Annotated in this window: 18 protein-coding genes; 14 read left to right on the top strand and 4 right to left on the bottom strand. The window is 66.5% G+C overall.

The features are described 5' to 3' along the window. The first annotated feature begins 239 nt into the window (after window positions 1–239). The 7 genes from DBZ32_RS05605 to DBZ32_RS05575 all read left to right on the top strand — a co-directional run bounded on the left by DBZ32_RS05605 (window position 240) and on the right by DBZ32_RS05575 (window position 8,178). Window positions 240–1,193 carry a choline ABC transporter substrate-binding protein gene (locus tag DBZ32_RS05605; protein ID WP_119166085.1) on the top strand — a complete coding sequence of 318 codons (954 nt, stop codon included), beginning with the start codon at window positions 240–242 and terminating at the stop codon, window positions 1,191–1,193. A 107-nt stretch (window positions 1,194–1,300) separates the two neighbouring features. After that, window positions 1,301–2,149: a choline ABC transporter permease subunit gene (gene choW / locus DBZ32_RS05600; RefSeq protein ID WP_119166084.1), complete on the top strand. Its 849-nt coding sequence runs from the start codon at window positions 1,301–1,303 to the stop codon at window positions 2,147–2,149. Between the two features lie 3 nt (window positions 2,150–2,152). Further along, a complete protein-coding gene (choV, locus tag DBZ32_RS05595) occupies window positions 2,153–3,340 on the top strand; it encodes a choline ABC transporter ATP-binding protein (protein WP_119166083.1) in 1,188 nt (395 codons plus the stop codon). Between the two features lie 62 nt (window positions 3,341–3,402). After that, entirely contained in the window at window positions 3,403–4,194 is a 792-nt protein-coding gene (locus DBZ32_RS05590; protein WP_119166082.1) for a hypothetical protein, read from the top strand. A gap of 146 nt (window positions 4,195–4,340) precedes the next feature. After that, window positions 4,341–5,321 carry an ABC transporter substrate-binding protein gene (locus DBZ32_RS05585; RefSeq protein ID WP_119166081.1) on the top strand — a complete coding sequence of 327 codons (981 nt, stop codon included), beginning with the start codon at window positions 4,341–4,343 and terminating at the stop codon, window positions 5,319–5,321. A 17-nt stretch (window positions 5,322–5,338) separates the two neighbouring features. Continuing rightward, window positions 5,339–7,108 (top strand): ABC transporter permease, encoded by a 1,770-nt coding sequence (locus DBZ32_RS05580; RefSeq protein ID WP_235830055.1) that lies wholly within the window; start codon window positions 5,339–5,341, stop codon window positions 7,106–7,108. Further along, entirely contained in the window at window positions 7,096–8,178 is a 1,083-nt protein-coding gene (locus DBZ32_RS05575) for an ABC transporter ATP-binding protein (protein ID WP_119166079.1), read from the top strand. Before DBZ32_RS05580 ends, DBZ32_RS05575 begins: the two co-directional genes overlap by 13 nt. On the opposite strand, the gene DBZ32_RS05570 is transcribed toward DBZ32_RS05575, so the two are convergent. The 4 genes from DBZ32_RS05570 to DBZ32_RS05555 all read right to left on the bottom strand — a co-directional run bounded on the left by DBZ32_RS05570 (window position 8,175) and on the right by DBZ32_RS05555 (window position 14,485). Further along, the gene (locus DBZ32_RS05570) at window positions 8,175–11,315 is read right to left on the bottom strand and encodes an efflux RND transporter permease subunit (RefSeq protein WP_119166078.1); all 3,141 of its coding nucleotides are present in this window, start codon (window positions 11,313–11,315) and stop codon (window positions 8,175–8,177) included. The genes DBZ32_RS05575 and DBZ32_RS05570 overlap by 4 nt on opposite strands. After that, window positions 11,312–12,478, bottom strand: a complete 1,167-nt coding sequence (locus DBZ32_RS05565) for an efflux RND transporter periplasmic adaptor subunit (protein WP_119166077.1) — start codon at window positions 12,476–12,478, stop codon at window positions 11,312–11,314. The genes DBZ32_RS05570 and DBZ32_RS05565 overlap by 4 nt, the downstream gene beginning before the upstream one ends. A 54-nt stretch (window positions 12,479–12,532) precedes the next feature. Continuing rightward, window positions 12,533–12,994, bottom strand: coding sequence for a MarR family winged helix-turn-helix transcriptional regulator (locus tag DBZ32_RS05560; RefSeq protein WP_162906581.1), 462 nt, complete (start codon window positions 12,992–12,994; stop codon window positions 12,533–12,535). Window positions 12,995–13,066: 72 nt separating this feature from the next. Continuing rightward, window positions 13,067–14,485, bottom strand: a complete 1,419-nt coding sequence (locus DBZ32_RS05555; protein WP_119166075.1) for a helix-turn-helix domain-containing protein — start codon at window positions 14,483–14,485, stop codon at window positions 13,067–13,069. 206 nt (window positions 14,486–14,691) lie between these two features. Here DBZ32_RS05555 and DBZ32_RS05550 point away from each other — a divergent pair, with 206 nt between their 5' ends. From DBZ32_RS05550 to DBZ32_RS05520, 7 genes are all read left to right on the top strand, one after another. Next, window positions 14,692–15,918: an aminotransferase class V-fold PLP-dependent enzyme gene (locus DBZ32_RS05550; protein WP_119166074.1), complete on the top strand. Its 1,227-nt coding sequence runs from the start codon at window positions 14,692–14,694 to the stop codon at window positions 15,916–15,918. A gap of 283 nt (window positions 15,919–16,201) precedes the next feature. Next, on the top strand, window positions 16,202–17,185 hold the full coding sequence (locus DBZ32_RS05545) for a Bug family tripartite tricarboxylate transporter substrate binding protein (RefSeq protein ID WP_119166073.1): 984 nt from the start codon (window positions 16,202–16,204) through the stop codon (window positions 17,183–17,185). 186 nt (window positions 17,186–17,371) lie between these two features. Further along, the gene (locus DBZ32_RS05540) at window positions 17,372–17,869 is read left to right on the top strand and encodes a tripartite tricarboxylate transporter TctB family protein (RefSeq protein WP_119166072.1); all 498 of its coding nucleotides are present in this window, start codon (window positions 17,372–17,374) and stop codon (window positions 17,867–17,869) included. 97 nt (window positions 17,870–17,966) lie between these two features. Then, window positions 17,967–19,499 carry a tripartite tricarboxylate transporter permease gene (locus DBZ32_RS05535; protein WP_119166071.1) on the top strand — a complete coding sequence of 511 codons (1,533 nt, stop codon included), beginning with the start codon at window positions 17,967–17,969 and terminating at the stop codon, window positions 19,497–19,499. A gap of 67 nt (window positions 19,500–19,566) precedes the next feature. Then, window positions 19,567–21,081, top strand: coding sequence for an acyl--CoA ligase (locus tag DBZ32_RS05530; protein ID WP_235830054.1), 1,515 nt, complete (start codon window positions 19,567–19,569; stop codon window positions 21,079–21,081). Beyond that, entirely contained in the window at window positions 21,078–22,070 is a 993-nt protein-coding gene (locus DBZ32_RS05525; protein WP_119166069.1) for a 2-dehydropantoate 2-reductase, read from the top strand. Before DBZ32_RS05530 ends, DBZ32_RS05525 begins: the two co-directional genes overlap by 4 nt. A gap of 129 nt (window positions 22,071–22,199) precedes the next feature. Beyond that, complete coding sequence (locus DBZ32_RS05520) at window positions 22,200–22,982, top strand: dienelactone hydrolase family protein (RefSeq protein ID WP_119166068.1); 783 nt, start codon at window positions 22,200–22,202, stop codon at window positions 22,980–22,982. Window positions 22,983–23,109 lie beyond the last annotated feature (127 nt).

Raw genomic sequence — 23,109 nt, 5'->3', positions numbered from 1 at the left:
CAGAATCCGACTTCGCTGCGAAATTAACATTTTTGATTGAACGTTCAATCAAAAACAGCTTGAATTATGGTCAGTTACACGCGGGACGACAGGCGTTGGGCCAGCGCGACTGAGGTTGTTCGCGGTCCGGACCAGTCACAGCTCAAACCGTGACGATCGCCGCATCCGGATGAAAATCGGAACAAGCGCCGGGCCGCTACGGCTCAAGGCACGGATTGGGGAAGGCAGGGAGATATTCCATGAAGACGAAAAGGCTCATCGCAGGCGTTGCCGTGGCGGCCACAGCCACAGCGATTCTGACGGCGACGGCGCAGGCAGAGGCCCCCGAGGCTTGCCGAACGGTCGTCTTCTCCGATGTCGGCTGGACTGACATCACCGCGACCACCGCGCTGGCGACCACCGTGCTCGAAGGCTTGGGCTACGAAACCGATACGGAAGTACTGTCGGTCCCTGTCACCTACGCCTCGATGAAGAACGGCGACGTGGACGTCTTCCTCGGCAACTGGATGCCGACCATGGAAGCGGACCTCGCGCCTTACCGCGAGGACGGATCGGTCGAGGTGGTCGGCGCCAACCTGGAAGGCGCGAAGTACACTCTGGCCACCCTTCGCTACACGGCCGATGACGGCCTCGAGGATTTCGCGGACATTGCCGGCTTCGCGGAGGAGCTGGACGGCCGGATCTACGGCATCGAGCCGGGCAACGACGGCAACCGTCTGATCCAGGACATGATCGACGGCGGTCTCTTCGGCCTCGCCGACTTCGAGGTGGTGGAGTCGAGCGAGCAGGGCATGCTGTCTCAGGTTCGCCGGGCCGAGCGCGAGGAGGAGCCGGTGGTCTTCCTCGCCTGGGAGCCGCACCCCATGAATGCCAACCATGAGATTGTCTATCTGACCGGCGGCGACGAGGTCTTCGGACCGGACTTCGGCGGCGCAACGGTCTATACCAACGTTCGCACCGGCTATTTGGAGGCTTGCCCGAACGTCGGCCGCTTTCTCACCAACCTGACCTTCACCCTGACCATGGAAAACGAGGTCATGGGCGCCATCCTGGACGAGGGAGAGGACCCCGCCGAAGCGGCCGAGGCTTGGCTTCAGGCCAATCCCGGGACGCTCGACGGCTGGCTTGCCGAGGTGACGACGGTCGATGGCGAAGCCGGCCTGCCGGCCGTCAAGGCGGCGCTGGGACTTTAGAGGTTACGGGCGTGAGGTCGGGGCTCCGGCGGCTCTAGCGGCTGGCTGACCCCGAGCTGTTCCGTAACGCTCCACCGGCGCTCCTGCGAACGGAAGGGAAGACGGGCATGGAAGACTGGATCACCTCCTGGAAGATCCCGATCGGGGAGGTCGGCGAGACACTTTTCGATCTCCTGCAGACCCACTTTTATTGGTTCTTCCGGGCGCTGTCAGACGGGCTGGGCTTCGTGGTCGAGGGCGTCAACGACGGACTGCAGACGATCCCGCCGCTGCTGCTGATCGCGCTTCTGGCGGGGCTGGCCTGGTGGCTGCACCGAAGCTGGAAACTGCCCGCTGCCGTGGTGGCCTCGCTGCTGCTGGTGGTGAACCTCGGCTATTGGGAGGCCACGGTCGAAACGCTGACCCTGGTGCTCTTCGCCACCACGGCCTGCATGGTGGTCGGCGTGCCGCTCGGGATCGCCGCCGCTCACAGGCCCTGGCTCTACACGGTTCTGCGCCCGGTGCTCGATCTGATGCAGACCATCCCGACCTTCGTCTATCTGATCCCGACCCTGATCCTCTTCGGCCTCGGCATGGTGCCGGGCCTGATCTCGACGGTGATCTTCGCGATTCCGGCACCGATTCGCTTGACCTATCTCGGTGTCTCCTCGGTGCCGAAGCAGTTGATCGAGGCCGGAGAGGCCTTCGGGGCGACGCGCCGCCAGCTTTTGTGGAAGATCGAGCTGCCGCATGCCCTGCCGACGATCATGGCGGGTCTGACCCAGTGCATCATGCTGTCGCTCTCCATGGTCGTGATCGCCGCCCTGGTCGGCGCCGATGGCCTCGGCAAACCGGTGGTACGCGCGCTCAATACGGTCAACGTCGAGATGGGGATCGAGGCCGGTCTGGCCATCGTGATCCTGGCAATTCTGCTCGACCGTTTTTGTAAGCCGCCGAAGCTCGGGGGGGAGCGCTAGGCCATGTCCGCACTCGCCTTTCAAGCCGTCGACATCGTCTTCGGCGAGGAGTCCGGGCGCGCGCTGCCGCTGATCGACCAGGGCCGCACCCGCGACGAGATCCTGGAGGAGACCGGCTGCGTGCTCGGTGTCGCTCAGGCGGATCTGGAGGTTCAATCCGGCGAAATCTGTGTGCTGATGGGCTTGTCCGGTTCCGGCAAGTCGACCTTGCTGCGCGCCGTCAACGGCCTCAACCGGGTCACGCGCGGCCGCGTGCTCGTGCGCGACGAAGACGCCGAAATCGATGTTGCGGCCTGCGACGAGGCCACGCTGCGCCGCCTGCGAACCGAGCGTATCGCCATGGTGTTTCAGCAGTTCGCGCTGCTGCCCTGGCGTACGGTGCGCGAGAACGTCGGTTTGGGGCTGGAACTGCGCGGTTTGCCCAAGGCGGAACGCAGTCGCATCGTCGCGGAGAAGCTGGAGCTGGTCGGTCTCGACCAGTGGGGCGACAAGTACGCGCACGAGCTGTCGGGCGGGATGCAGCAACGGGTGGGCTTGGCACGCGCCTTCGCCACCGATGGCGATCTGCTGCTGATGGACGAGCCCTTCAGTGCGCTCGACCCCCTGATCCGCACGCACCTGCAGGACGAGTTGCTCGCGCTCCAGGCGGATCTGCGCAAGACCATTCTCTTCGTCAGCCACGATCTCGACGAGGCTCTCAAGCTCGGCAATCGCATCGCCATCATGGAGGGCGGCCGCGTGGTCCAGGTCGGCCGTCCGGAGGAGATCGTGCTGCAGCCGGCCAACGACTACGTGCGCGAGTTCGTGGCCCACATGAATCCGATCAACGTTCTGCGCGGGGCTTCGATGATGACGCCTTTCGCGGAGTTGCCGCGTCAGGGCGATGCCCTGGCGTTGGATTCTGGCGGGCGCTGCCTGCTTCGAATGAATGGCGCGGGCATCGCCGACGTTCAAGAGGACGGCCGGCCTCTGGCCTTGCATAGCTGGGACCCCGACCAGCCGACCTCCGATCTGCCCGAGGCGGCTTTGGTGCTGGCGCCGGCGGAGACGACGCTGCGGCAGGTGATGGAACTCCGCCAAGTGAGCGGGCGGCCCGTCATTCTCTGCGAGGGACGGCAGCCGGTCGGGCTCTGCGGCGATACCGAGATCTACCGTGCGATCCTGCGCCAGGAGGCCGACGGCGGCTTCTGATCGGCAAGAATTCCGGAACGCCGGGGTGCGCAAGCCGAGGCGTCTGCGTAGAATGCAAGGCTATGTCTCCGATCTTTCTCGCTTCGAAACCGGCGGTTCGCGCCGCCGCGCTCCGCTCTCTCGCGCTGTTGCTGGCCGCTAGCCTGCTGTTCCCGAGCGCTCCGCATGCGCTGGAGGTAGCGCAGGCGGAAACCGCGCCGGAGGACGGGATTCCTGTGGCACCTCCTCCGCCGCCGCTCGGCGGCACGCCGCAACGGAGCGATCCTTCGCCGCCGCGCGAACCGGAGCAGGCCGCGCCCCGCCCCTTGTTGCCCGCCGATCCGCCTCTCGCCGATCCATCCCAGGTCGAGCCACCTCCAGCCGACCCGCTTCCGCCCGCCGAGCTCCCCGATGCATCTGAGCCGGTCTCCGGTCCCGCGGCGGCTCCTGTCGGCGACAGGGTTCCGCTGCCGCCCCGCCGGCCGACCCCGCCGCCGGATTTCGCGGCGTCGCCGCCGTCGCCCGCTCCAGCCGGGGAGGCCGAAACCTTTACCGACGACGGTTCCCAACGTTTCGCCCGGGATCTCGAGCTTCCGCGCGCCGGCTTTAGCCGTGTCGAGGGCGATATGCATTGGGAACGCGCCGCGGTTCCGCCGGCGATCAAGACCGCTTGCACGACGAAGGTGGCGCGTCTCGGCTCCAGTCTGGCCGCCAGCTTCAAGGACCAGGAGCTTTGGCCGCCGGCCGAGACACTCAGTCTGACGGTCGACTGCGACGACGGCGAGGGCCGGCCGATCGGCACCTTCGTATGTCAGGCTCAGGACTTCGCGCCGGTGCTCGATCTGAGCTGCCGTCTGGAACGGCCGGGTCAGTAAACCCTTCGCTTTCGGTCATGAATCGCCGCTTTGTCATGAAACTGTCGTGGCTCCTGGGCTAGGAAACGCTGGCCCCATCCGGCTTTCGGAGGCTGCCGAATGGCGGCCCTTTTCACTTCATCCTCCATGACGGGAGCGACTGAAAGATGCGTAAAACGCTTCTCGCCGCAGCTCTCTGCGCCACCCTTGGGTCGGCGCCGGCGGCGGCTCAGAACGGTGAGTTGATGCTCTACACCTCGCAGCCTCAGGACCTCCTGGTCCAGATGATCGAAGTTTTCAACGAGACTCACCCGGAGATCGAAGTCTCGTTCTTCCGGTCCGGCACGACCGAGGTGATGAACAAGCTGGAGGCCGAGTTCGCGGCCGGCGATCCGCAGCCCGACGTCTTGTTGGTGGCCAATTCCCTGGTCATGACCGGCCTCAAGAACGACGGCCGGCTGCTGCCCTATCCGGAGGCGCCGACCGAGGCCTACGATTCCGCGATCATGGACCCCGACGGGGCCTTCGTCGGAACCAAGCTGATCACCACCGGTATCGTCTACAACACCGAGCTGGTCAGCGAGCCGCCCACGAGCTGGGCGGACCTGACCGACGCGCGCTTCGAAAACCAGGTGATCATGCCGAGCCCGCTCTATTCCGGCGCGGCTGCCTTGCATGTCGGAACCATGACGGCGCACGAGTCATTCGGCTGGGACTACTACGAGGCGCTGGCCGACAACGGGGCGATTGCGGGCCGTGGCAACGGTTCCGTGCTCGAGGCCGTGGCGACCGGTCAGAACGCGGTTGGAATCATCGTTGAGTTCATGGCCTTCAACGCCAAGGCCGAGGGGTCGCCGGTGGATTTCGCCTTTCCCTCCGAGGGCGTGACCGCGATCACCGAACCGGCGGCCATCCTCTCGACCGCCGAAAACCCGGTTGCCGCCGAAATCTTCATCGACTGGCTGTTGAGCGAGGCGGGGCAGCGGTTTTCCGCCGAGCAGGGGTATCTGCCGGCTCTGCCGGGCGCGCCCACACCTTCGACCTTTCCCGACGAGGTCGAGCTTGAAATCATCGCGGTCGAGCCGGGGACGCTGATCGCCAACGACGAAGAGATGAAGAAGAGTTTCGCCAACCTCTTCGGCGGCTGATGTCGCTCAAGGGAGTAGTGCCGTCCAGGGACGAAGAAGAGGGCGCCCGCAGCCACGTGACGCGGCCGGGCGCCCTTCGCCGTTTGACCCGGCCGGGGGCCGGCGATCGCCAGGAAGGGCTGCTGCTCGGCCTGGTCGCGGCCTTCGTTCTACTCTTTTGCCTGCTGCCCTTGCTGCGTCTCTTCGCGGAGGTTTTCGCCGCCGGCCCGGCCGAAGGCCTCGAGATCGCTCGGGATCTCCTGGACAACCGTTTCGCCCGCCAGGCCGTGATCAATACTTTGGAGGCGGGCCTGCTCTCGACGTTGGTCTCGGTCCTGCTCGGCGCCGGTCTGGCCCTGGCGATCGGACTGACCGATCTCCGCGCCAAGGCGCTGCTGACCTTTTTGGCCTTGATGCCACTGCTGATCCCGGCTCAGATCGCGGCGCTGGCCTGGCTGGAACTGATCGGCCCCTCCAGCTTTCTCTGGCAACTGCCCGGACTCGACTACCCGGCGGGCAGCCGCAACCCGCTCTACGGGCGCGAGGGGGTCGTGATCCTGATGGGGGTGGAGCATGCGCCCATGGTCTTCCTGACCGTCCGGGCCGGTTTGCGTGCTCTGCCCGACGAGTTGATCGAGGCGGCGCGTGCGGCCGGTGCCCGACCGCTGCGGCTGACCTTCGGAATCCTGCTGCCTCTGTTGCGTCCGGCCTTGCTCGCCGGCGCCGCTCTGGCCTTCGTCTCGGCTATCGGCAATTTCGGCGTGCCGGCCTTGCTCGGGATTCCGGGGCGCTACACGATGCTCACGACCTTCATCTATCAGCGTCTCAACGGCTTCGGTCCCAGTGTCCTGGGCGAGGTCGCCTTGCTGGCGGCGCTCCTGGCGCTGTTCGCGGCGGTCGGGCTCGCGGTTCAGGCGGCGGCGGGCCGGCGTGGCAAGTTGAGCTTGGAGCGCGGCGGCCGGGTCCTGCAGCCGTTTCCGCTCGGCGCTGGACGTTGGCGGCTCGAGGCGGCGGTCTGGAGTCTGCTGATCCTGACCGGCGTCCTGCCGCTTCTGGCGCTGCTCAACAGCTCGATTGCCCAGGCGCTGGGCGTGGCGGTGACCCTCGAGACCGCGACCCTGCGGCACTATGCCGACGTGATCGCCAATCAGGTTACGGCCCGGGCCTTCGTCAACTCGACCCTTCTGGCCGCCCTGGCCGCCCTGTCCTGCGTTCTGGTCTCCATCCCGCTCGCTTATCTGGCGGTCGTGCGCCGCCGCGCGCTGGCGCGCCTGCTGACACTGGTCTCCGACGCACCCTACGCGCTGCCGGGGATCGTCCTCTCGATTGCCTGCATCCTGCTCTATCTGCGTCCGCTTCCCTTGCTCGAGATCAGTCTCTACGGCAGCTTCTGGATCCTCGCCGTGGCCTATCTCGGACGCTTTCTGGCGCTGGCGCTGCGGCCGGCCATCTCCGGTGTCGAGCAGCTGGATCCCCGGCTGGAGGAAGCCGCGCAGATCGCCGGCGCCAGGGGCTGGCGGCGTCTGCGCGACATCGTGCTGCCGTTGGCCGCGCCTCCGGCGGCGGCCGGCGGTATGCTGGTCTTCATGGCGGCCTTCAACGAACTGACGGTCTCCGCGCTGCTTTGGTCGGCCGGGAGCGAGACGCTCGGCGTCGTGATCTTCGCGCTCTACGACGAGGGAAATTCCAATGCTGCGGCGGCTGTCTCGGTCCTGACGGTGATCGTCACCTTGGCCATTGCCGCCGCCGCAACGGCTTTCGTCCGCTGGACAAAGATGCCGCGTGGAGTGTTGCCATGGCAGACCTGAGTCTCGATGCCGTCAGCAAGCGCTTCGGCACTCATGCCGCCGTGGACTCCGCGAGCCTGGCGCTGCGCTCGGGCGAGTTCGTCGCCCTGCTGGGACCCTCCGGTTGCGGCAAGACGACCTTATTGCGGCTGATCGCCGGTTTCGAGGCGCCGGACACCGGAACCATCCGCCTGCGCGGCGAGACGATCGCCACGCCGGAAAGGGGGCTGCCGCCCGAGGCGCGACAGGTCGCGATGGTGTTCCAGGCCTATGCGCTTTGGCCGCACATGAGCGTGGCCGAGAATGTCGGCTATGCGCTGAAGCTGCGTGGCCTGCCGGCGGCGGCGCGGCGGGAGCGCGTGATGGGCTGCCTGGAGACGGTCGGGCTCGGGCATCTGGCCGACCGGCGGCCCGAGCTCCTGTCCGGCGGTCAGCGCCAACGGGTGGCTCTGGCCCGCTGCCTGGCGACCGATCCCTCGCTGGTTCTGCTGGACGAGCCGCTTGCCAATCTCGACGCCCATCTGCGCGAGGAGATGCAGGCGGAGTTTCGCCGGCTGCACCGCGAAACCGGTGCTACGATGGTCTACGTGACCCACGATCAGGCGGAGGCGATGGCCCTGGCCGACCGGGTCGCGGTGATGGACCGCGGCGTGATTCAGCAGGTCGCGCCACCGCGCGAGCTCTATGCGCGACCGGCGACGGAGATGGTGGCCCGCTTCATTGGTCAGGGCGTTCCCGTGCCGGGCCGGATTCTCGGATCTCTATCGGACGGACGTGTGGCGGCCGAGATCTTCGGTCTGCGGGTGACCTGCCGCAGCGCTGGCGACCGGACGGAAGGACCCGCGACCATCGTGCTGCGGCCCGAGACCCTCGAACTGACCGGGCCGGAGGCATCGGACAGCCTGGCTGCGACGGTTTCGGCGACCACCTTTCGTGGCGACCATACCAGTGTAGAAGCCGTCCCCACCGCCGACCCATCGCTTCGTCTGCTCCTGCGAACCGAAGCCGAGCCTGAAGTCGGCGTGTCGGTCGGCCTGCGCATTCGCGACGGCTGGGTGCTACCCCAGTCGGCCGTCTCCGCCGAAGGCTAAGCGGCCTTCAACTGCGGCGCGGCCTCCGCGCCGCTTTGCGGTTCAGGCGCGCGCGGCCGGCCCGTCACCAGGCTGAACATTGGCGGCGTGAAGTAGAAGGAGACGATGCTGGATAGCAGCACGCCGCCGGCGATCGCCATCGCGAAGGGCGGCCAGAAACCACCGCCGGCCAGGATCAGCGGAAGAAAGCCGCCGAAGGTGGTGACGGTGGTGGAGAGGATGTGGCGGCTGGAGCCGGCAACCACCTCGCGCATGCGAACCGGGTCCCCGCGCGCCGCCTCGGGGTCCGCCTGCAACCCGGTCATGATGATGATCGCGGCATTGATCGATACGCCGATGGAGCCGATCACTCCGATCAGCGCCTGAATGCCGAAAGGGTAGTCGAAGATGGCAAGGCACAGCAAGCTGAGGCCGACCGCGAGCAGGCTGACCGCCCCGGCAATCAACGACAGCCGGAAGGAGCGGAAGGTCAGCACGATCGTCGCCACTGTCAGGGTCACTACCAGCCCTAGCGTCGAGACGAGGTTGTTCACCGTCTCCTGCCGCGCGTCGGCATCGCCGCCGACTTCCAGGCGGTAGCCGACGGGCAGGGCGACGGGGCTGCGCTCGAGCGCGTCCAGCACCTGCTGCAGAGCTTCCTCCGGCAGCACGCCCATGCGAATGTAGCCTTGTACGGTATTGACCCGCTCGCCGTCTCGCCGCGTGATCGGCGTCTCCGCCGGCTCCAGGACCGTGCGACCGAGGGCGGAGAGCGGCACGGCGGGATAGGCGCCTTGAGAGACCCGTGCGGCGGCCTGCGGGCCAAGCACGTCCATGTTGGCGATTTCTGCCAGGGAGCTGCGCGTTTCCGACCCGACGCGGACGCGGACCGGGAGTTCTTCGCTGCCCTCGACCAAAGAACCGCCGAGCATGCCCTCCAGTCTGGCGTCCAACTGGCGGGCGACGCTGCTCATCTCCAGGCCGGCAAGGCGCACCCGCTCCTCGCTCAGATCGAAGGTGAGTTGCGGTGCGCCGCTGGACAGACTGGTGCGGGTATGGGTGATGTCGGAGACTTCGACCATGCGTCGGCGGATCTCCTCGCCCAGGGTGCGTAGCGCGCTCAGTTCGGGGCCGTACAGCCGCAGTTCGACTGGGGCGTTGACGGGCGGGCCTTGCACCAGATCCCGGACCAGCACCTGGGACTGCGGGAGTTCCGCATCGAAGCGCGCTTGCAGATCGGGGATCAGGGCGGCTGCGGCCTCGGGCGATACCGTCGTGACCAGCGCTTCTGCGAAGGTCGGCTGACCGTCCTGATTCATCATCATGTTGTAGTAGAAGGCCGGGGCGCTTTCGCCGACCACCCAGTCCACCTTGGCGACGCGCTCGTCCCCGCGCAGCAGTGCGTCGGCTGCCAAAACCTGACGTTCGGTTTCCCGGATCGACGCCAGGCGCGGCGCGTTGAGCTGGACGTAGAATTGGTCGCGTTCGACGCCGGGAAAGAACTGTGCCGTCAGGGTCGGGAAAGCGCCGAAGCCGATCAGCGGTAAGGCGACGGCGGCCAGGATCGCCAGCCAGCGATGTCTCAGGGAGAGGTCGAGCGAGCGCTCGAAGAGACGCCGGGCCGCCGGCAGGTCGACCCCATGCTGCAACCAGGCGAATCGATCCGACCGCTCCTGACTCGGCAGCATCCAGCCGGCCAGCGCCGGTGTGATCGTGAGCGCCAGTCCGAAGGAGACGATCAGCATGACGATCACCGACAGTGCGATCGACCCGACGAAGTCGCCGGCCGGTCCGGGGAGCAGGGCCATCGGCAGGAAGGCGAGTACCGTCGTGAGCGTGGAAGCGAACAGCGGGACGGCCAGGCGGCGCACGGCGCCGCTCACGGCGGCTTCGCGATCCTTCCCCTCGTTCAAGCGGTGACGAACCTGATCGACCATGACGATGGCGGCGTCGACCAGCAGGCCGAGGGCGACGATCAGGCCGGTCACCGACATCTGATGGATCGCCACTCCGGCAGCCTGTAGGATCGCGATCGTCCCGAGACTGGTCAACGGCAGGACGGCCCCGACGATGATCGCTCCGCGCCAGCCTAGCGTGAGCAGAACCACGGACACCACGATCCCGACACCGATGGCCATGTTGCCGATCAGATCGTTCAGGCGGTTCGCCGTGTAGCCGGACTGGTCGAACACCAGCGCGTGCGTCAGGCCCGCCGGCAGGGTCTCTTCGAAAGCCGTCAGTTCCCTCTGCAGGCGCCCGGCCCAGGTATCGACCTGCAGGCCTTCCTCCATCTTCGCTGCGACCAGGATGGCGCGCTGGCCGTCCGCATAGGCGATACTGGAGGGGGGGTCCGCCGTGCTGCGGCTTACCTCGGCGATGTCGCCGACCCGCAGGATGCGGCCGTCTCGCCCCTCGACCAAGGCGATGTTGCGAACCCGCGCCAGACTGTCGATTTCGCCTTCGACTTCGACCAGCAGGTCGATGGCAGCGCCGCGCAGCTGCCCGGCCGGAACCTTGCTGTCGCCGCCGGCGATGGCTTGAGAGACCGCTTCCGCGGTGAGGCCGACGGAGGCCAGACGCCGCGGGTCGATCTGCACGAGCACCTCCTCGCTCGGCGCGCCGTAGACGCGGACCAGTTCCGTGCCAGGCATGCGGCGCAGACGGTCCTGCAGGCGCTCGGCGCTGCGCCGCAGGATCGACAGCGGTACGTCGCGTCCCTCGCTGGCGGTCACGGCCGAGATCGCGGTGAAGGCGCCGGTGCGGTCGTTGTCGAAATCGGGTTCGGGCACGCCGCTCGGAAGCTGGCGGGCGGCGTCGGCGAGCGCATCGCGAATTTCCGACCAGGCCTGTTCGATCTCCGTGTCGGATATGAACTCGCTGAGTTCGACCTGCACCACCGAGATGCCGCTGCTGGAGGTCGAGGTGATTTCCTCGATCTCCGCAATCTCGCGCAGCTCCTCCTCGATCTTCTCCGTCACCAGGGATTCCACCCGCGCCGGGTCGGCGCCCGGATAGGGCGTTACGATGGTGGCGAAGAGATTGGTGATGGTCGGATCTTCCTGGCGGCCGATGGTCGTGAGCGCCGCCACGCCCAAAACCACCAACATACCGACGGCCAAGACGAAGAGGCGCCAGTCTCGGAAAAACAGCGTGGTCACGAAGCCGGTACTCCCGCGACTTCGGTCGGTGGCACCGGCCTGACGCGCTGGCCCGGCACCACCCGTTCGGCATTCCCGACCACCACGTCGGCTTGGGCCGCCAGGGTACCGCGCACGAAGGCCTGGCCGTCTTCCGCATGCAGAACCTCGACGGTTTCGCGCGCCACGAGGCTGTCGCCGTCTCGCTCTATCAGCGTGAAGACGGACCAGAGGCCTTTTTCGTCTTCATAGAGAGCGGTCAGGGGCAGCCAGAACCCGGAGCCGTCGATCTCGCGCGCCAGACGCAGGGTTACGACTTCGCCGAAGGGCACGTCCTGCCTGTCTGCGAGATCGAACAGCAGCTCGATGCTGCGTGTCTCGGGCGCAATGTCGGGCCGCGTCGCCGCCAGACGCCCTTCCAGGTCTTTGCCGCTCGCTTGCAGCGCGAAGGTGGCTCCGGCGAAGATCCGACGGGCGGCTTCGGGTGTCACGCCGATCCGCGCTTGCGGGCGGCTGCTCTCCAGCAGATCCAGAACCGCACCGCCGGGCGAGACCACCGCGCCCTCGTCGAGGTGGCGCGCCGCGAGCTGGCCGCTGAAGGGCGCGCGCAGGGTGGACTTGTCGATGTCGATGTCGAGCGCGCGCAAATCGGCGGCCAGGGCGCGGGCGCGGGCGGCCAGAGCATCGGCCGAAAGCCGAGCCTCGTCGAGCCGTTGGCTACTGACATGGCCTTGATCGAAGAGGTCGCGCTGGCGACGGAGGGTTCGCCGGGCGAGGTCGAGATCCGCTGCGACTTGGGCCTGCTGTGCCGTCACGGCATCGCGCTGGGCCAGCAGGGGGTCGATGTCGAGCTGGGCCAGCAGTTGACCGGTCTCGACCCTGTCGCCTTCCTCGACCATCACCTCGATCAGCAGGCCGGCACGCTCGAAGGCGAGGCTCGACCGGCGAGCGGGCTCCAGGCGTCCCGCAAAGCGCTCGTTGATCCGGTAGCTGTCCTGCCGGAGGACGGTCTGGACCTGCACCGGCAGCGGTACCAACGCCTCAGGTTCGTCTTCCGCCGCGGCACGTAGATGGAAGGTCGCGACGCCACCGGCGATGACCGCAAAAATCGCGGCCGCGACCGTCAGCCGCCCGACCAAGCCGACCAAGCCGCTCCGGCGTTGCACTTCGTTCGTTTGCGTCATTCCGATCGGTCCTCGCGGGCAACTGAATTCTCTACGCAGCGCGACTGGGGCGGATCACGTCTGCGTCTCGGAAAGTTTCGAAAGACGGTCTGCAAGCTCTGGCCAGGCCTGCGGCCCGAACTGTCGGGCGGCCTTCGCCTGTGCCCGCTGCCACAGAGGAAAGGCGCCGGCATAGGTTTTACGGCCCGCTTCCGTGATCTTGGCGCTGCGCCGGCGGCGCGGGCCCTCGGGCGAGAGCGTGATGTGCCCATCGCGCGCGAGCGGCCGCAGGGCGCGGGACAGGGATGTCCGCTCCATGCCCAGTCGCTCCGCCAGGTCGCTGAAGGCTATCTCCTCGTGCAACACGAGGGCGCTCAGGATCGAGAACTGTCCCGGACTGAGGCCGGCTTGCGAAAGCTCCGTCTCGAACAGTCTCGTGGTCTGCCGCGCCGCATGGCGCAGGGCGAAGCAGGCGCAGGTCTCTCGCGCCAGGTCGGCGGCCGCCTGCAGGTCGCGTTCGTCGATGTCAGGGCTCATGACGTGCATATGCACTTCATTGGATAATCGTCAAGCCTGGAGCGGCGGAATCTTCGCTCCGGCGACTTACAGCTAGCTTTCGAAGCGCGTCTGACCTCGGCGGCGTTCGTCGATGGGCAGGTCGAGATGCAGCGGCTGGTGCGCGCGCTGGGCGCAGTTTTGCCGGGGGCAGAGCCGGCAGTTGATGCCGATGGGCGTGAAGAGATCGGGGTCGTCGAGGTCGAAGCTGCTCGAGTAGATCAGCTGTCCCGCGTGCTCGATGGCGCAGCCCAGAGTTACGGCCAACCGCTGGTCCTGCGTGGTGTAGCCGAGGCTGGGACGGTCGACCGTGCGGTTGATGGTAAAGTAGCGGCTGCCGTCCGGCATCTCGACGAATTGCGGCAGGATGCGCCCGGGGGTCCGAAAGCTGAAGTGGATGTCCCAACGCGGGCAGGCGCCGCCGTACTCGGCCAAGTGAAAAGTGGTGGCGTTGAAGCGTTTGGTGACGTTGCCGGCTTTGTCGATGCGCAGGAAGAAGAAGGGTACGCCGAGCGCGCCTTCGCGCTGGAGCGTCGTCACCCGGTGGCAAGCCTGCTCGAAGGAGACGCCGAAGCGCAGGGCGACGCGATCCAGGTCGTAGCGGCAGTCCTGCGCCTCGCTCAGCACCTGCGCGTAGGGCATCAGAACGGCGGCGGCGAAGTAATTGGCCAATTCGACACGGCAGCGCGCTTGAGCCCGCGCGCCGACGATCGCGGCCGCTTCGATGATGGCATCGATTGTCGCGCGGTACTTCAGCAGGCCGGCCACGTGAGTGAGCTGGAAAACTCTGTTCTGATGATCGAGTCCCTCGGACAAGAGGATCTCGCCCAGCGTTTCGTCGTAGTAGCGCAGGGTCCGGGGCAGGGCGCCGACCGGGACGCTGCTGACCTGGATGCCCAGGTCGCGCTTCAGCCTTAGTTTCAGATAGCTGTACATCTCGTCGGCATCGATCGGCTCCCCGTGCCGGAAGTCGGCCGCCGCCTGCTCGAGCGGATCGAAGTGGTTGCGATGCTTGCGGAAAAGGTCGTGAACGACGGTCTCTGGGCTGGCCGCCGCAATCCGTTCGGCATCGCTGGCGCCGCCGCCGCCGAGCGACAGCAGCCGGTCCCCCAGGTTCCGATAGCTCTTGTGCAGATCCAGGAATCTCTCGGCGAATTTCGGCGAGTGGTCGAGCGCGGCCCGCAGTTCCTGCAGGTCCGGCACGTCGCCTCCGAACAGGGGGTCCTGCAAGGCGTTGCGCAGGTCCGCGAGCGCGGTGGCGGTATCGTCCTGCACCAGGTCGCGCCAGTCGACGCCATAGGCCTCGGACAGCCGCAACAGCACCTGCACCGAAAGGCTGCGCTGATTGTTCTCCAGCAAGTTCACATAGGCCGGACTGAGGCCCAGTTGTCGGGCCATCTCGGCTTGCGACTGCTTGCGGTCGCGGCGGAGCTGGCGCAGGCGCGGTCCGACGAAGGTCTTGCGTTGCGGCATGGCTGACCTCTGGATCCGGCGTCCTTGGATTGAATTTACAAATTCACTAAACAGAGCTTTGTTAATAACACAGCTATCACGATTACTCGAATATTCTTCGCGGTCAGAGGGTTCTCCGCCAGTTTTCTTCTAGACCGGAGGTCGCGCGAGGCTGGCAGCTCGAACCTCCCCAAAAGAAGCAGATCCAAGGGGAGAGGACCCGCCCGATGACCGACACCGTCGCGACCGCTGTCGTCAAATCCGGCATGACGCATCTTTTCATTCCCGGCCCGACGAACGTTCCCGAGCCCGTGCGCCGTGCCATGAACGTGCCAATGCAGGACATGCGCGCCGCCGATTTCGGCGCTTTGACCCTGCCGCTCTTTGCGGATCTGGCGAAGGTTTTCAAAACCTCCCGCGGCCGCGTCTTCATGTTTCCCTCGTCCGGGACCGGAGCCTGGGAGGCCGGCATCACCAACACGCTGAGCCCCGGCGACCGGGTTCTGATGTCGCGCTTCGGGCAGTTCTCCCATCTCTGGGTCGACATGGCCGAGCGCCTGGGCCTGGAGGTCGAGTGTATCGATCTGCCGTGGGGGGCGGGTGTGCCTGTCGACACCTATGCGGAGCGGCTGACGGCCGACCGCGAGGGCCGGATCAAGGCTGTCTTCGTGACCCACAACGAGACCGCCACCGGCGTCACCTCGGACCTGGCCGGCGTGCGCGCGGCGCTCGACGCTTGCGGGCATGAGGCCTTGCTCTTCGCTGACGGTGTCAGCTCGATCGCCTCGATCGACTTCCGGATGGACGACTGGGGCGTCGATCTGGCCATTGCCGGCTCGCAGAAAGGCTTTCTGATGCCGGCCGGTCTGAGTTTCGTCGGTGTCAGCGAGAAGGCGTTGCGCGCCAGGAAAACGGCCGGTCTGAGCCGCTGTTATTTCGATTTCGACGATATGGCGCGGATGAACGCGGACGGCTTCTTCCCCTACACGCCACCGACCCAGATGTTCCATGGCCTGCGCGCGGCGCTGGACCTGCTGTTCGCCGAAGGCCTGGACAACGTCTTCGCGCGGCACAGGCGCCTGGCCGAGGGCGTGCGCCGCGGCGTTTTTGCCTGGGGACTCGATCTCTGCGCGCGGAAACCGGATCTCTACTCCGACACCGTCAGCGCGATCCGGGTGCCGGAAGCGATCGACGCGCGGGAGGTGATCCGGATCGGCTACGAGCGCTACCGCACCTCCTTCGGATCGGGACTATCGCAATTGGCCGGCAAGGTCTTCCGCATCGGGCATCTGGGGGATCTCAACGAGGTCAGCTGTCTCGCGGCGCTGGCCAGCGCCGAGATGGCCCTCTGCGACGCGGGCGCCGAAATCGAACCGGGCGCCGGCGTTGCCGCGGCTCAGAGTTGGTATCGCCAGTCGATCCTGCCGCAGGCACAGGCGGTGGCAGCCGAGTAGTCGTCACGACTGCCAAGCTTTCCCCAGGCCATCCCCCAGGCCACCGAAGTGACCGCCCGTACTCCGAAAGGTCACAGCTTCGCCGGTGCTTGAAGATCTCGCAGGGAGGGAATTTGCGCTACAGTAAGTATCAATTCAGGGTTTATTCGACGTCGGTCAAAAACCACGGCGAGAGTGATTTCGGAGGCCGTAGTATCGCTCGAAAAAAATCCTGTAAAAGACTGAAAATAAAATGAGATGACAGATTGTCTGTCATCCGCAGTCGAACTGGGAGACTTAATCGATGCACGGGAAACCTTTTGTAGCTTTTGCCGCTCTGGCAAGCCTGACACTGGCGTCGACCCTCGGCACGGATGCCGCCAAGGCGGACGACTGGGAGCCGAACAAGCCGTTCGAAATGGTGATCATGGCGGGACAGGGCGGTGGCGCCGACCGCTTGGCCCGGCTGTTTCAATCGATCATTCAGAAGAACGACCTCTCGCCGATGCCGGTGCTGCCGATCAACAAGGGCGGCGGCTCCGGGGCCGAGGCGCTGCGCTACCTGCAGGACAATGCCGGCGACCCTCACAAGGTGATGGCGACGCTGAACAGCTACTACACCACGCCCCTGCGGACCGATATCGGCGTGGATATCGCCGAGTTCACGCCGCTGGCGCGCATGGCGGTCGACACCTTCGTGCTCTGGGTCAGTGCCGACAGCGACATCGAGACGCTCGAGGATTACGTCGCGGCGGTGAAGGCCGCGGGCGGTGCCTGGAAGATGGGCGGAACCGGAACGGGGCAGGAGGACTCCCTGGTCACGGCGATGCTGGAGAAGGAGTTCGGGGTCGAGATGACCTATGTGCCCTTCGCGGGCGGCGGCACGGTCGCCAAGAATCTGGTCGGTGGGCATGTCGATTCCACGGTCAACAATCCCTCCGAACAGATGGCCTTCTGGAAGGCGGGCAAGAGTCGGCCGATCGCGACCTTTACGGAAGACCGCATTCAGGTCTTCTCCGACGTGCCGACCATGCGTGAACTTGGCCATGACCTCGTCTACACCATGCAGCGCAGCTTCGTCGGTCCGCCGGACATGCCGGCCGCGGCGCAGGATTTCTACGTTCGGCTCCTGATCGACCTCAGCAAGACCGAGGAATGGCAGAGCTACGCCGCCGAGCAGGCGCTGGTGACCGACCTGCTGACCGGGGAAGAGCTGCAGGCCTATCTGCTGACGGAACGCGACCTGCACGAAAAGCTGCTGTCGGAGATGGACGAGAGCGGGTCCTAGTCGCTTCGCCGTGAGGTGCTTTCGCTCAAGGACGGCCGAGAGGACTGTCGGAAACGGCAAGCCGGAACGCTGGCCCGTCCGGTGCCGCTCGGCTGCCTCTTTGTCCTCCTCGCCTCTTTGTCCTTCGATAAGAACCGGCCCGGAAGACTCGATCGACAGGCGACCTGATCCAGAGGAGTCGAGGCGATGCGCGTTGCCGAATTGATGGTCGCGGCCCTGCTGATGGGCCTGTCCGGCTACTTCATGCTCCATGCCACCGCTCTGCCGATCGGTTGGGAGCCGGGCGCCGGACCCGGTGGCGGTGCCTTTCCCTTCTGGCTTTCGCTGATCATGCTGGCTGCGGTTGGCGGTGTCTTCCTGCGTCAGTTCGCCGGGCTGCTGGCCGACAGGGGCAGCAGCCGCCCCTTTGTCACCCGGGCGGCGCTGCGCGACCTCCTGTTCGTCGGCCTGTCCCTCGTGGCGACGATCGCGCTGATCCACGTGGTGGGAGCCTACGTCGCCATCCCGCTGTTTCTGCTCTTCTACCTGAGGGTCATGGGCAATAGGGGCTGGCGCCTGACCGCCACGCTGGCGCTGGTGACCCCGGTGGTCGTGTTTTTCTTTTTCGAGGTCGCGCTCAAGATCCTGCTGCCCAAGGGCATCACCGAACCGCTGTTCATACCGCTCTACACCCTTCTGTTCTGACGCGCGGCCGGATCCGCCGCAGGGATTAAGCCGCCGCGGATCGTGATCCGTCCGGCCCTGCCGGTTTCCTTGGCTGGGACCACCCGAGGAGTTCGCCATGGACGTCCTGCAGCACCTGGCCGACGGCTTTGCGATTTCGCTTCTTCCGCTCAACCTCGGCGTTCTCATCCTCGGCGTGACGGTCGGCCTGTTCATCGGCGCGATGCCGGGTCTGGGCTCGGTCAACGGCGTCGCGATCCTGCTCCCGATCACCTTCCTGGTGCCGCCGGCCTCGGCCATCATCTTCCTCGCGGCAATCTACTACGGCGCCATGTACGGTGGCGCCATCTCTTCGATCCTGCTGGGCATTCCGGGCGCTTCGACGGCGGTCGCCACCACCTTCGACGGCCGGCCTCTGGCCCAGAAAGGCCAAGCGGGGCTTGCGCTGATCGCGGCCGCGGTCGGCTCCTTCGTCGGCGGGACGGTGTCCGTCGTCCTCTTCACGCTCTTCGCCGCTCCCCTGGCCGACGTGGCGCTGGCCTTCGGACCGGCCGAGGAGTTCGCGCTCGTCCTGCTCGCCTTCACGACCTTCCTGGCACTCGGCGGCGACGACGTGCTTAAGACCGTGATCATGATCGTGCTCGGTCTCGTCCTCAGCACCGTCGGGCTCGATCTGATCTCCGGCCAGCCGCGCTTGATCTTCGGCGATCTGCCCGGCTTCTACAGCGGGATCTCCTTTCTCGTGCTGGCGATCGGCCTTTACGGCGTCGGCGAGATCCTCTGGACCATCGAGCAGACCCGCCACAAGCCGCAGGTCATGCCGGCGCATATCCGGTTCTCGGACCTTGTCGCCGGTTTTCGCGCGCTCAAGTCGTCGGTGATGGCCATGGCCAGCGGTTCGCTGCTCGGCTACTTCGTCGGCATGCTGCCGGCCGCCGGCGCGACCCCGGCCTCGCTGATGGCCTACGGGGTCGCAAAATCCACCTCGCGCAGACCGGAAGAGTTCGGCAAGGGCGCCGTCGAGGGCGTCGTGGCGCCGGAGACTGCCAACAACGCCGCCAGCACCGGCTCGCTGCTCCCGATGCTGACCTTGGGCATCCCCGGCTCGCCGACGACGGCCTTGCTGCTCGGCGGTATGGTGATGTGGGGCCTGATGCCGGGCCCGATGCTCTTCATCGAGCAACCGGAGTTCGTTTGGGGCCTGATCTCCAGTCTCTACACGGCGAACGTCTTCGCCGTGGTCATCAATCTTGCGCTGATCCCTCTGTTCGTCTGGTCGCTGCGCATGCCGCTGCCGGTGCTCTGCGCCCTCGTGCTGGTGCTCTGTATCGTCGGCGGCTACACGCCCAACCAGAAGATGCACGACGTCTGGCTGATTGCCGCCTTCGGCATCGCCGGCTACGTGCTGCGCAAGCTCGATTATCCCCTGGCGCCGCTGGTTCTGGCCCTGGTGCTGGGGCCTTTAATGGAGAAGTCGCTACGCCAGGCGCTGATCGCCGCCCAGGGCGACGTGACCACCTTTATCGAGCGTCCGATTTCCGGAACTTTCATCGCCATCGCGCTGCTGTTGTTCCTCTTGCCCTTGATCCGTAAGCTGCGCCACCTTCCGCTTTTCAAGCGCGCCGCCGCGTCCAGCGGCTCGTCGGCGTAACTCCGCCTTCCGGCACGACCGAATTTTTTCAAGGGAAAGCATGTCCGATACCGTCAAAGATCTTCTCATGCCTCATCCGGCCGCAGCGCCCGCGCTCGGCGCCGCCGGGCGCGACTGGTTGAGCTTCGGCCAACTGCGCGACCTGATCGAGACCACGCTGGCCAGCGTGAACGAGCTGGGCATCGGCCGCGGCGACCGCTTGGCGATCGTGCTGCCGAACGGCCCCGAGATGGCGGCCGCCTTTGTCACGCTGGCCTGCGGTACGACGACGGCGCCGCTCAATCCGGCCTACCGGGAGGAGGAGTACGACTTCTATCTCGGCGATCTGAATGCCAAGGCGCTGGTGGTGGCGGAGGACTACGACGGTCCGGCTCTGCCGGCGGCGGCCCGGCAGGGCGTGCGGGTGCTGAGGCTGTCGAGCCCGCCCGACAAACCCGCCGGTTGGTTCCAGTTGCGGGCCGAGGGAGAGAGCTCCGTCGCTACGGCTGCCTCGGGCGGCTGGGCAGAAGCCGACGATGTTGGCCTGGTGCTCCACACCTCGGGGACGACCTCGCGGCCGAAGATCGTGCCGCTGCTGCAGCGGAACCTGACCGCCTCGGCTCACCACATCGGGGCGACGCTGGCGCTGACGCCGGCGGATCGCTGCCTCAACATCATGCCGTTGTTCCATATCCACGGACTGATCGCGGCGGTGCTCTCCTCCCTGTCCGCCGGAGCCTCGGTCTGGTGCTCCCCGGGCTTCAACGCGCTGCAGGTTTTCGGCTGGTTCGAAACCGTCAAGCCCAGCTGGTACACGGCGGTGCCGACCATGCATCAGGCCATTCTGGCGCGTGCCGCGCGCAATAATGCGGTCGTTGAGACGGCCGACCTGCGGCTGATCCGCTCCTCCTCCGCCTCCTTGCCGCCGCAGGTGATGACGGCCCTGCAGGAAACTTTCGGCTGTCCGGTGATCGAGAGCTACGGCATGACGGAGGCGGCGCACCAGATGGCCTCCAACCCGCTGCCGCCGCGACCCCAGAAGGCCGGTTCGGTCGGCATCGAGGCCGGGCCGCTGGTCCGGACAGCCGACGAGGCGGCGGACCGTCTGCTGGAGCCGCAGGAGACCGGCGAGGTCGTGATCTCCGGCCCCAACGTGACGCCGGGCTACGAAGCCAATCCCGATGCCAACGCAAAGTCCTTCTTCGAGGTCGAGGGGCGCCGCTGGTTCCGGACCGGCGACCAGGGCCAGTTCGATGCCGAGGGGTACCTGCGTATCACCGGACGACTGAAGGAAATCATCAACCGGGGCGGCGAGAAGGTCTCGCCGCTCGAGGTCGACGAGGTGCTGATGGATCACCCCGCCGTGGCCCAGGTCGTCACCTTCGCCATGCCCCATCCCAAGCTGGGCGAGGAGGTGGCGGCGGCCGTGGTGCTGCGGGAAGGGCAGGAGGCCCAGGAACGGCAGCTGCGCGACTTCGCCTCCGAGCGGCTCGCCGACTTCAAGGTGCCGCGCAAGGTGGTGATTCTGCCGGACATCCCCAAGGGGGCCACCGGCAAGCTGCAGCGCATCGGCCTGGCCGAAAAGCTCGGTCTGACCTCATGAAGATCTGCGTCTTCGGCGCCGGGGCCATCGGCGGTTACATGGGGGCCAAGCTAGCGCAGGCGGGTGCGGATGTCAGCCTGGTCGCGCGCGGTCCGCACCTGGCCGCCATGCGGGACAGCGGCCTGACCCTGGTCGAGGAGGGAGAGCGCTCGACGGTCTCCGTCACCGCCTCGGACAACCCGGCCGACCTCGGTCCGCAGGACTATCTGATCGTCACCCTGAAGGCACACTCGGTTCCCGGTGTCGTGGACAGCTTTCGGCCTCTGCTGGGGTCCGAGACCACGGTGGTGATGGGGGTCAACGGCGTTCCCTGGTGGTACTTCTACAAACTGGACGGTCCTTATGAGAACCGCCGTCTCCAGACGGTGGACCCGGGCGACCGGCAGTGGCGGGGCATCGGCCCGCAGCGCGTGCTCGGCTGCGTCGTCTATCCGGCGGCGGAGGTCACCGAGCCCGGCACCATCTTGCATATCGAGGGCAATCGGTTTTCTCTCGGTGAGCCGTCGGGCGAGAAGAGCGATCGCGCGCAGGCTCTCTCGAAGGCCCTCGGCAGCGCCGGCCTGAAGGCGCCGGTGCGGCCGAAGATTCGCGACGAGATCTGGGTCAAGCTCTGGGGTAACCTCTCCTTCAACCCCATCTCGGCCCTGACCGGCGCCACCCTGGATGTGCTCTGCGAGGACGAGGGCATCGGGGGCGGCACGCGGGAGGTGGCGCGCGACATGATGCTGGAGGCCCAGGCCGTCGCGGAGAAGCTGGGCGTCAAGTTCCCCATCGACGTCGACCGGAGGATCGCCGGCGGCGCGGCCGTCGGCGCCCATAAGACCTCCATGCTGCAGGACCTGGAGCGCGGCCGGCCCATGGAGATCGACGCGCTCGTCGCCTCGGTGCGCGAGATGGGCGAACTGGTTGATGTGCCGACCCCCACCATCGACACGGTGCTCTCCCTCGTGCGGCTGCGCGCCAGGGTCGCCGGCTGCTATCCGGAGTAGCCCGCGATCGGCGCGATGCTGGACGAACTTTCGTCTTTGCGATGCTGCCGCCCGTAGAGTCTTGCGGCATAGTAGTCCTCGCGACCGAGCCTCCCGCTCGCGCAGCATCGGATGGATGGGAGAAACGTCATGGGTTCCGTTTCCAGAAGAGTCGCCGGCCTGTCTCTCGGCGCAGCCGCTTTTGCCGTCGTCCTTGCCTCGACCCCTCCGGCTCACGCACAGATCGCCGGAGAGACGGTCGCCTACGAGATCGACGGTGAGCGCTTCGAAGGCTACGTCGCCCGCAACCCGGCCCTGGCGGGCGATCTGCCGGTGGTAGTCGTGATTCACGACTGGGACGGCCTCGGCGCCTATGAAGAACGCCGGGCCGAGATGCTGGCCGAGGCCGGCTATGCGGCCATCGCGCTCGACCTCTACGGCGCCGGGATCCGCCCTGAGACGCTGGAGGAGAGGCGCGCGCGGACAGGGGCGCTCTATGCCGACCGCGAGCGCATGCGCCGACTGATGACGGGCGGCATCGAGGCTCTGCTCGGCGAGGGCATGGATGGCGAGCGTCTCGTCACCATGGGGTACTGCTTCGGCGGCGCGGCCGCGCTGGAACTGGCGCGCAGCGGAGCCGAGGCGTTGGGCTTCGTCTCTTTTCATGGTGGTCTCGGCACCCCGGACGGCCAGGACTACGGCGCCGTTACGGCCCCGGTTCTGATCCTGCACGGCTCGGCCGATCCGGTCGCGCCGATGAGCGAGGTGGCGGACTTGGCGACCCGGATGGATGAGGCCGGCGTCGTCCACAGCATGGAGATCTATGGCGGCGCCGACCACGCCTTCACGGTCTGGGACGGCGAGCGCTACGACGGGGCCGCCGATCTGGCGTCCTGGGAGACCTTTCTCCGCTTCCTCGACGAACAGCTTTAGTCGCTCCGCCATGCTAGGACGCCGCCCGGAAGACGCCGGGCGGCGTCCTTGCCATGCTTGTAAAAATTGATTTTTTCAATGTATACGATAGGTATAATTTGTTTCATTCATTGACCGCGCCTATGCC

The sequence above is a fragment of the Algihabitans albus genome (assembly GCF_003572205.1).
Lineage (GTDB): Bacteria > Pseudomonadota > Alphaproteobacteria > Kiloniellales > DSM-21159 > Algihabitans > Algihabitans albus.
This window is presented reverse-complemented; position numbering and strand designations above follow the sequence as displayed.

Bases quoted from the DNA above. Each gene is read 5' to 3' on its own strand.
- DBZ32_RS05565 (WP_119166077.1), bottom strand. From the start codon at position 12,478: ATGACGCAAACGAACGAAGTGCAACGCCGGAGCGGCTTGGTCGGCTTG.
- DBZ32_RS05545 (WP_119166073.1), top strand. From the start codon at position 16,202: ATGCACGGGAAACCTTTTGTAGCTTTTGCCGCTCTGGCAAGCCTGACA.
- DBZ32_RS05520 (WP_119166068.1), top strand. From the start codon at position 22,200: ATGGGTTCCGTTTCCAGAAGAGTCGCCGGCCTGTCTCTCGGCGCAGCC.
- choV (WP_119166083.1), top strand. From the start codon at position 2,153: ATGTCCGCACTCGCCTTTCAAGCCGTCGACATCGTCTTCGGCGAGGAG.
- DBZ32_RS05560 (WP_162906581.1), bottom strand. From the start codon at position 12,994: ATGAGCCCTGACATCGACGAACGCGACCTGCAGGCGGCCGCCGACCTG.
- DBZ32_RS05590 (WP_119166082.1), top strand. From the start codon at position 3,403: ATGTCTCCGATCTTTCTCGCTTCGAAACCGGCGGTTCGCGCCGCCGCG.
- DBZ32_RS05550 (WP_119166074.1), top strand. From the start codon at position 14,692: ATGACCGACACCGTCGCGACCGCTGTCGTCAAATCCGGCATGACGCAT.
- DBZ32_RS05555 (WP_119166075.1), bottom strand. From the start codon at position 14,485: ATGCCGCAACGCAAGACCTTCGTCGGACCGCGCCTGCGCCAGCTCCGC.
- DBZ32_RS05525 (WP_119166069.1), top strand. From the start codon at position 21,078: ATGAAGATCTGCGTCTTCGGCGCCGGGGCCATCGGCGGTTACATGGGG.
- choW (WP_119166084.1), top strand. From the start codon at position 1,301: ATGGAAGACTGGATCACCTCCTGGAAGATCCCGATCGGGGAGGTCGGC.
- DBZ32_RS05535 (WP_119166071.1), top strand. From the start codon at position 17,967: ATGGACGTCCTGCAGCACCTGGCCGACGGCTTTGCGATTTCGCTTCTT.
- DBZ32_RS05540 (WP_119166072.1), top strand. From the start codon at position 17,372: ATGCGCGTTGCCGAATTGATGGTCGCGGCCCTGCTGATGGGCCTGTCC.
- DBZ32_RS05575 (WP_119166079.1), top strand. From the start codon at position 7,096: ATGGCAGACCTGAGTCTCGATGCCGTCAGCAAGCGCTTCGGCACTCAT.
- DBZ32_RS05585 (WP_119166081.1), top strand. From the start codon at position 4,341: ATGCGTAAAACGCTTCTCGCCGCAGCTCTCTGCGCCACCCTTGGGTCG.
- DBZ32_RS05530 (WP_235830054.1), top strand. From the start codon at position 19,567: ATGCCTCATCCGGCCGCAGCGCCCGCGCTCGGCGCCGCCGGGCGCGAC.
- DBZ32_RS05605 (WP_119166085.1), top strand. From the start codon at position 240: ATGAAGACGAAAAGGCTCATCGCAGGCGTTGCCGTGGCGGCCACAGCC.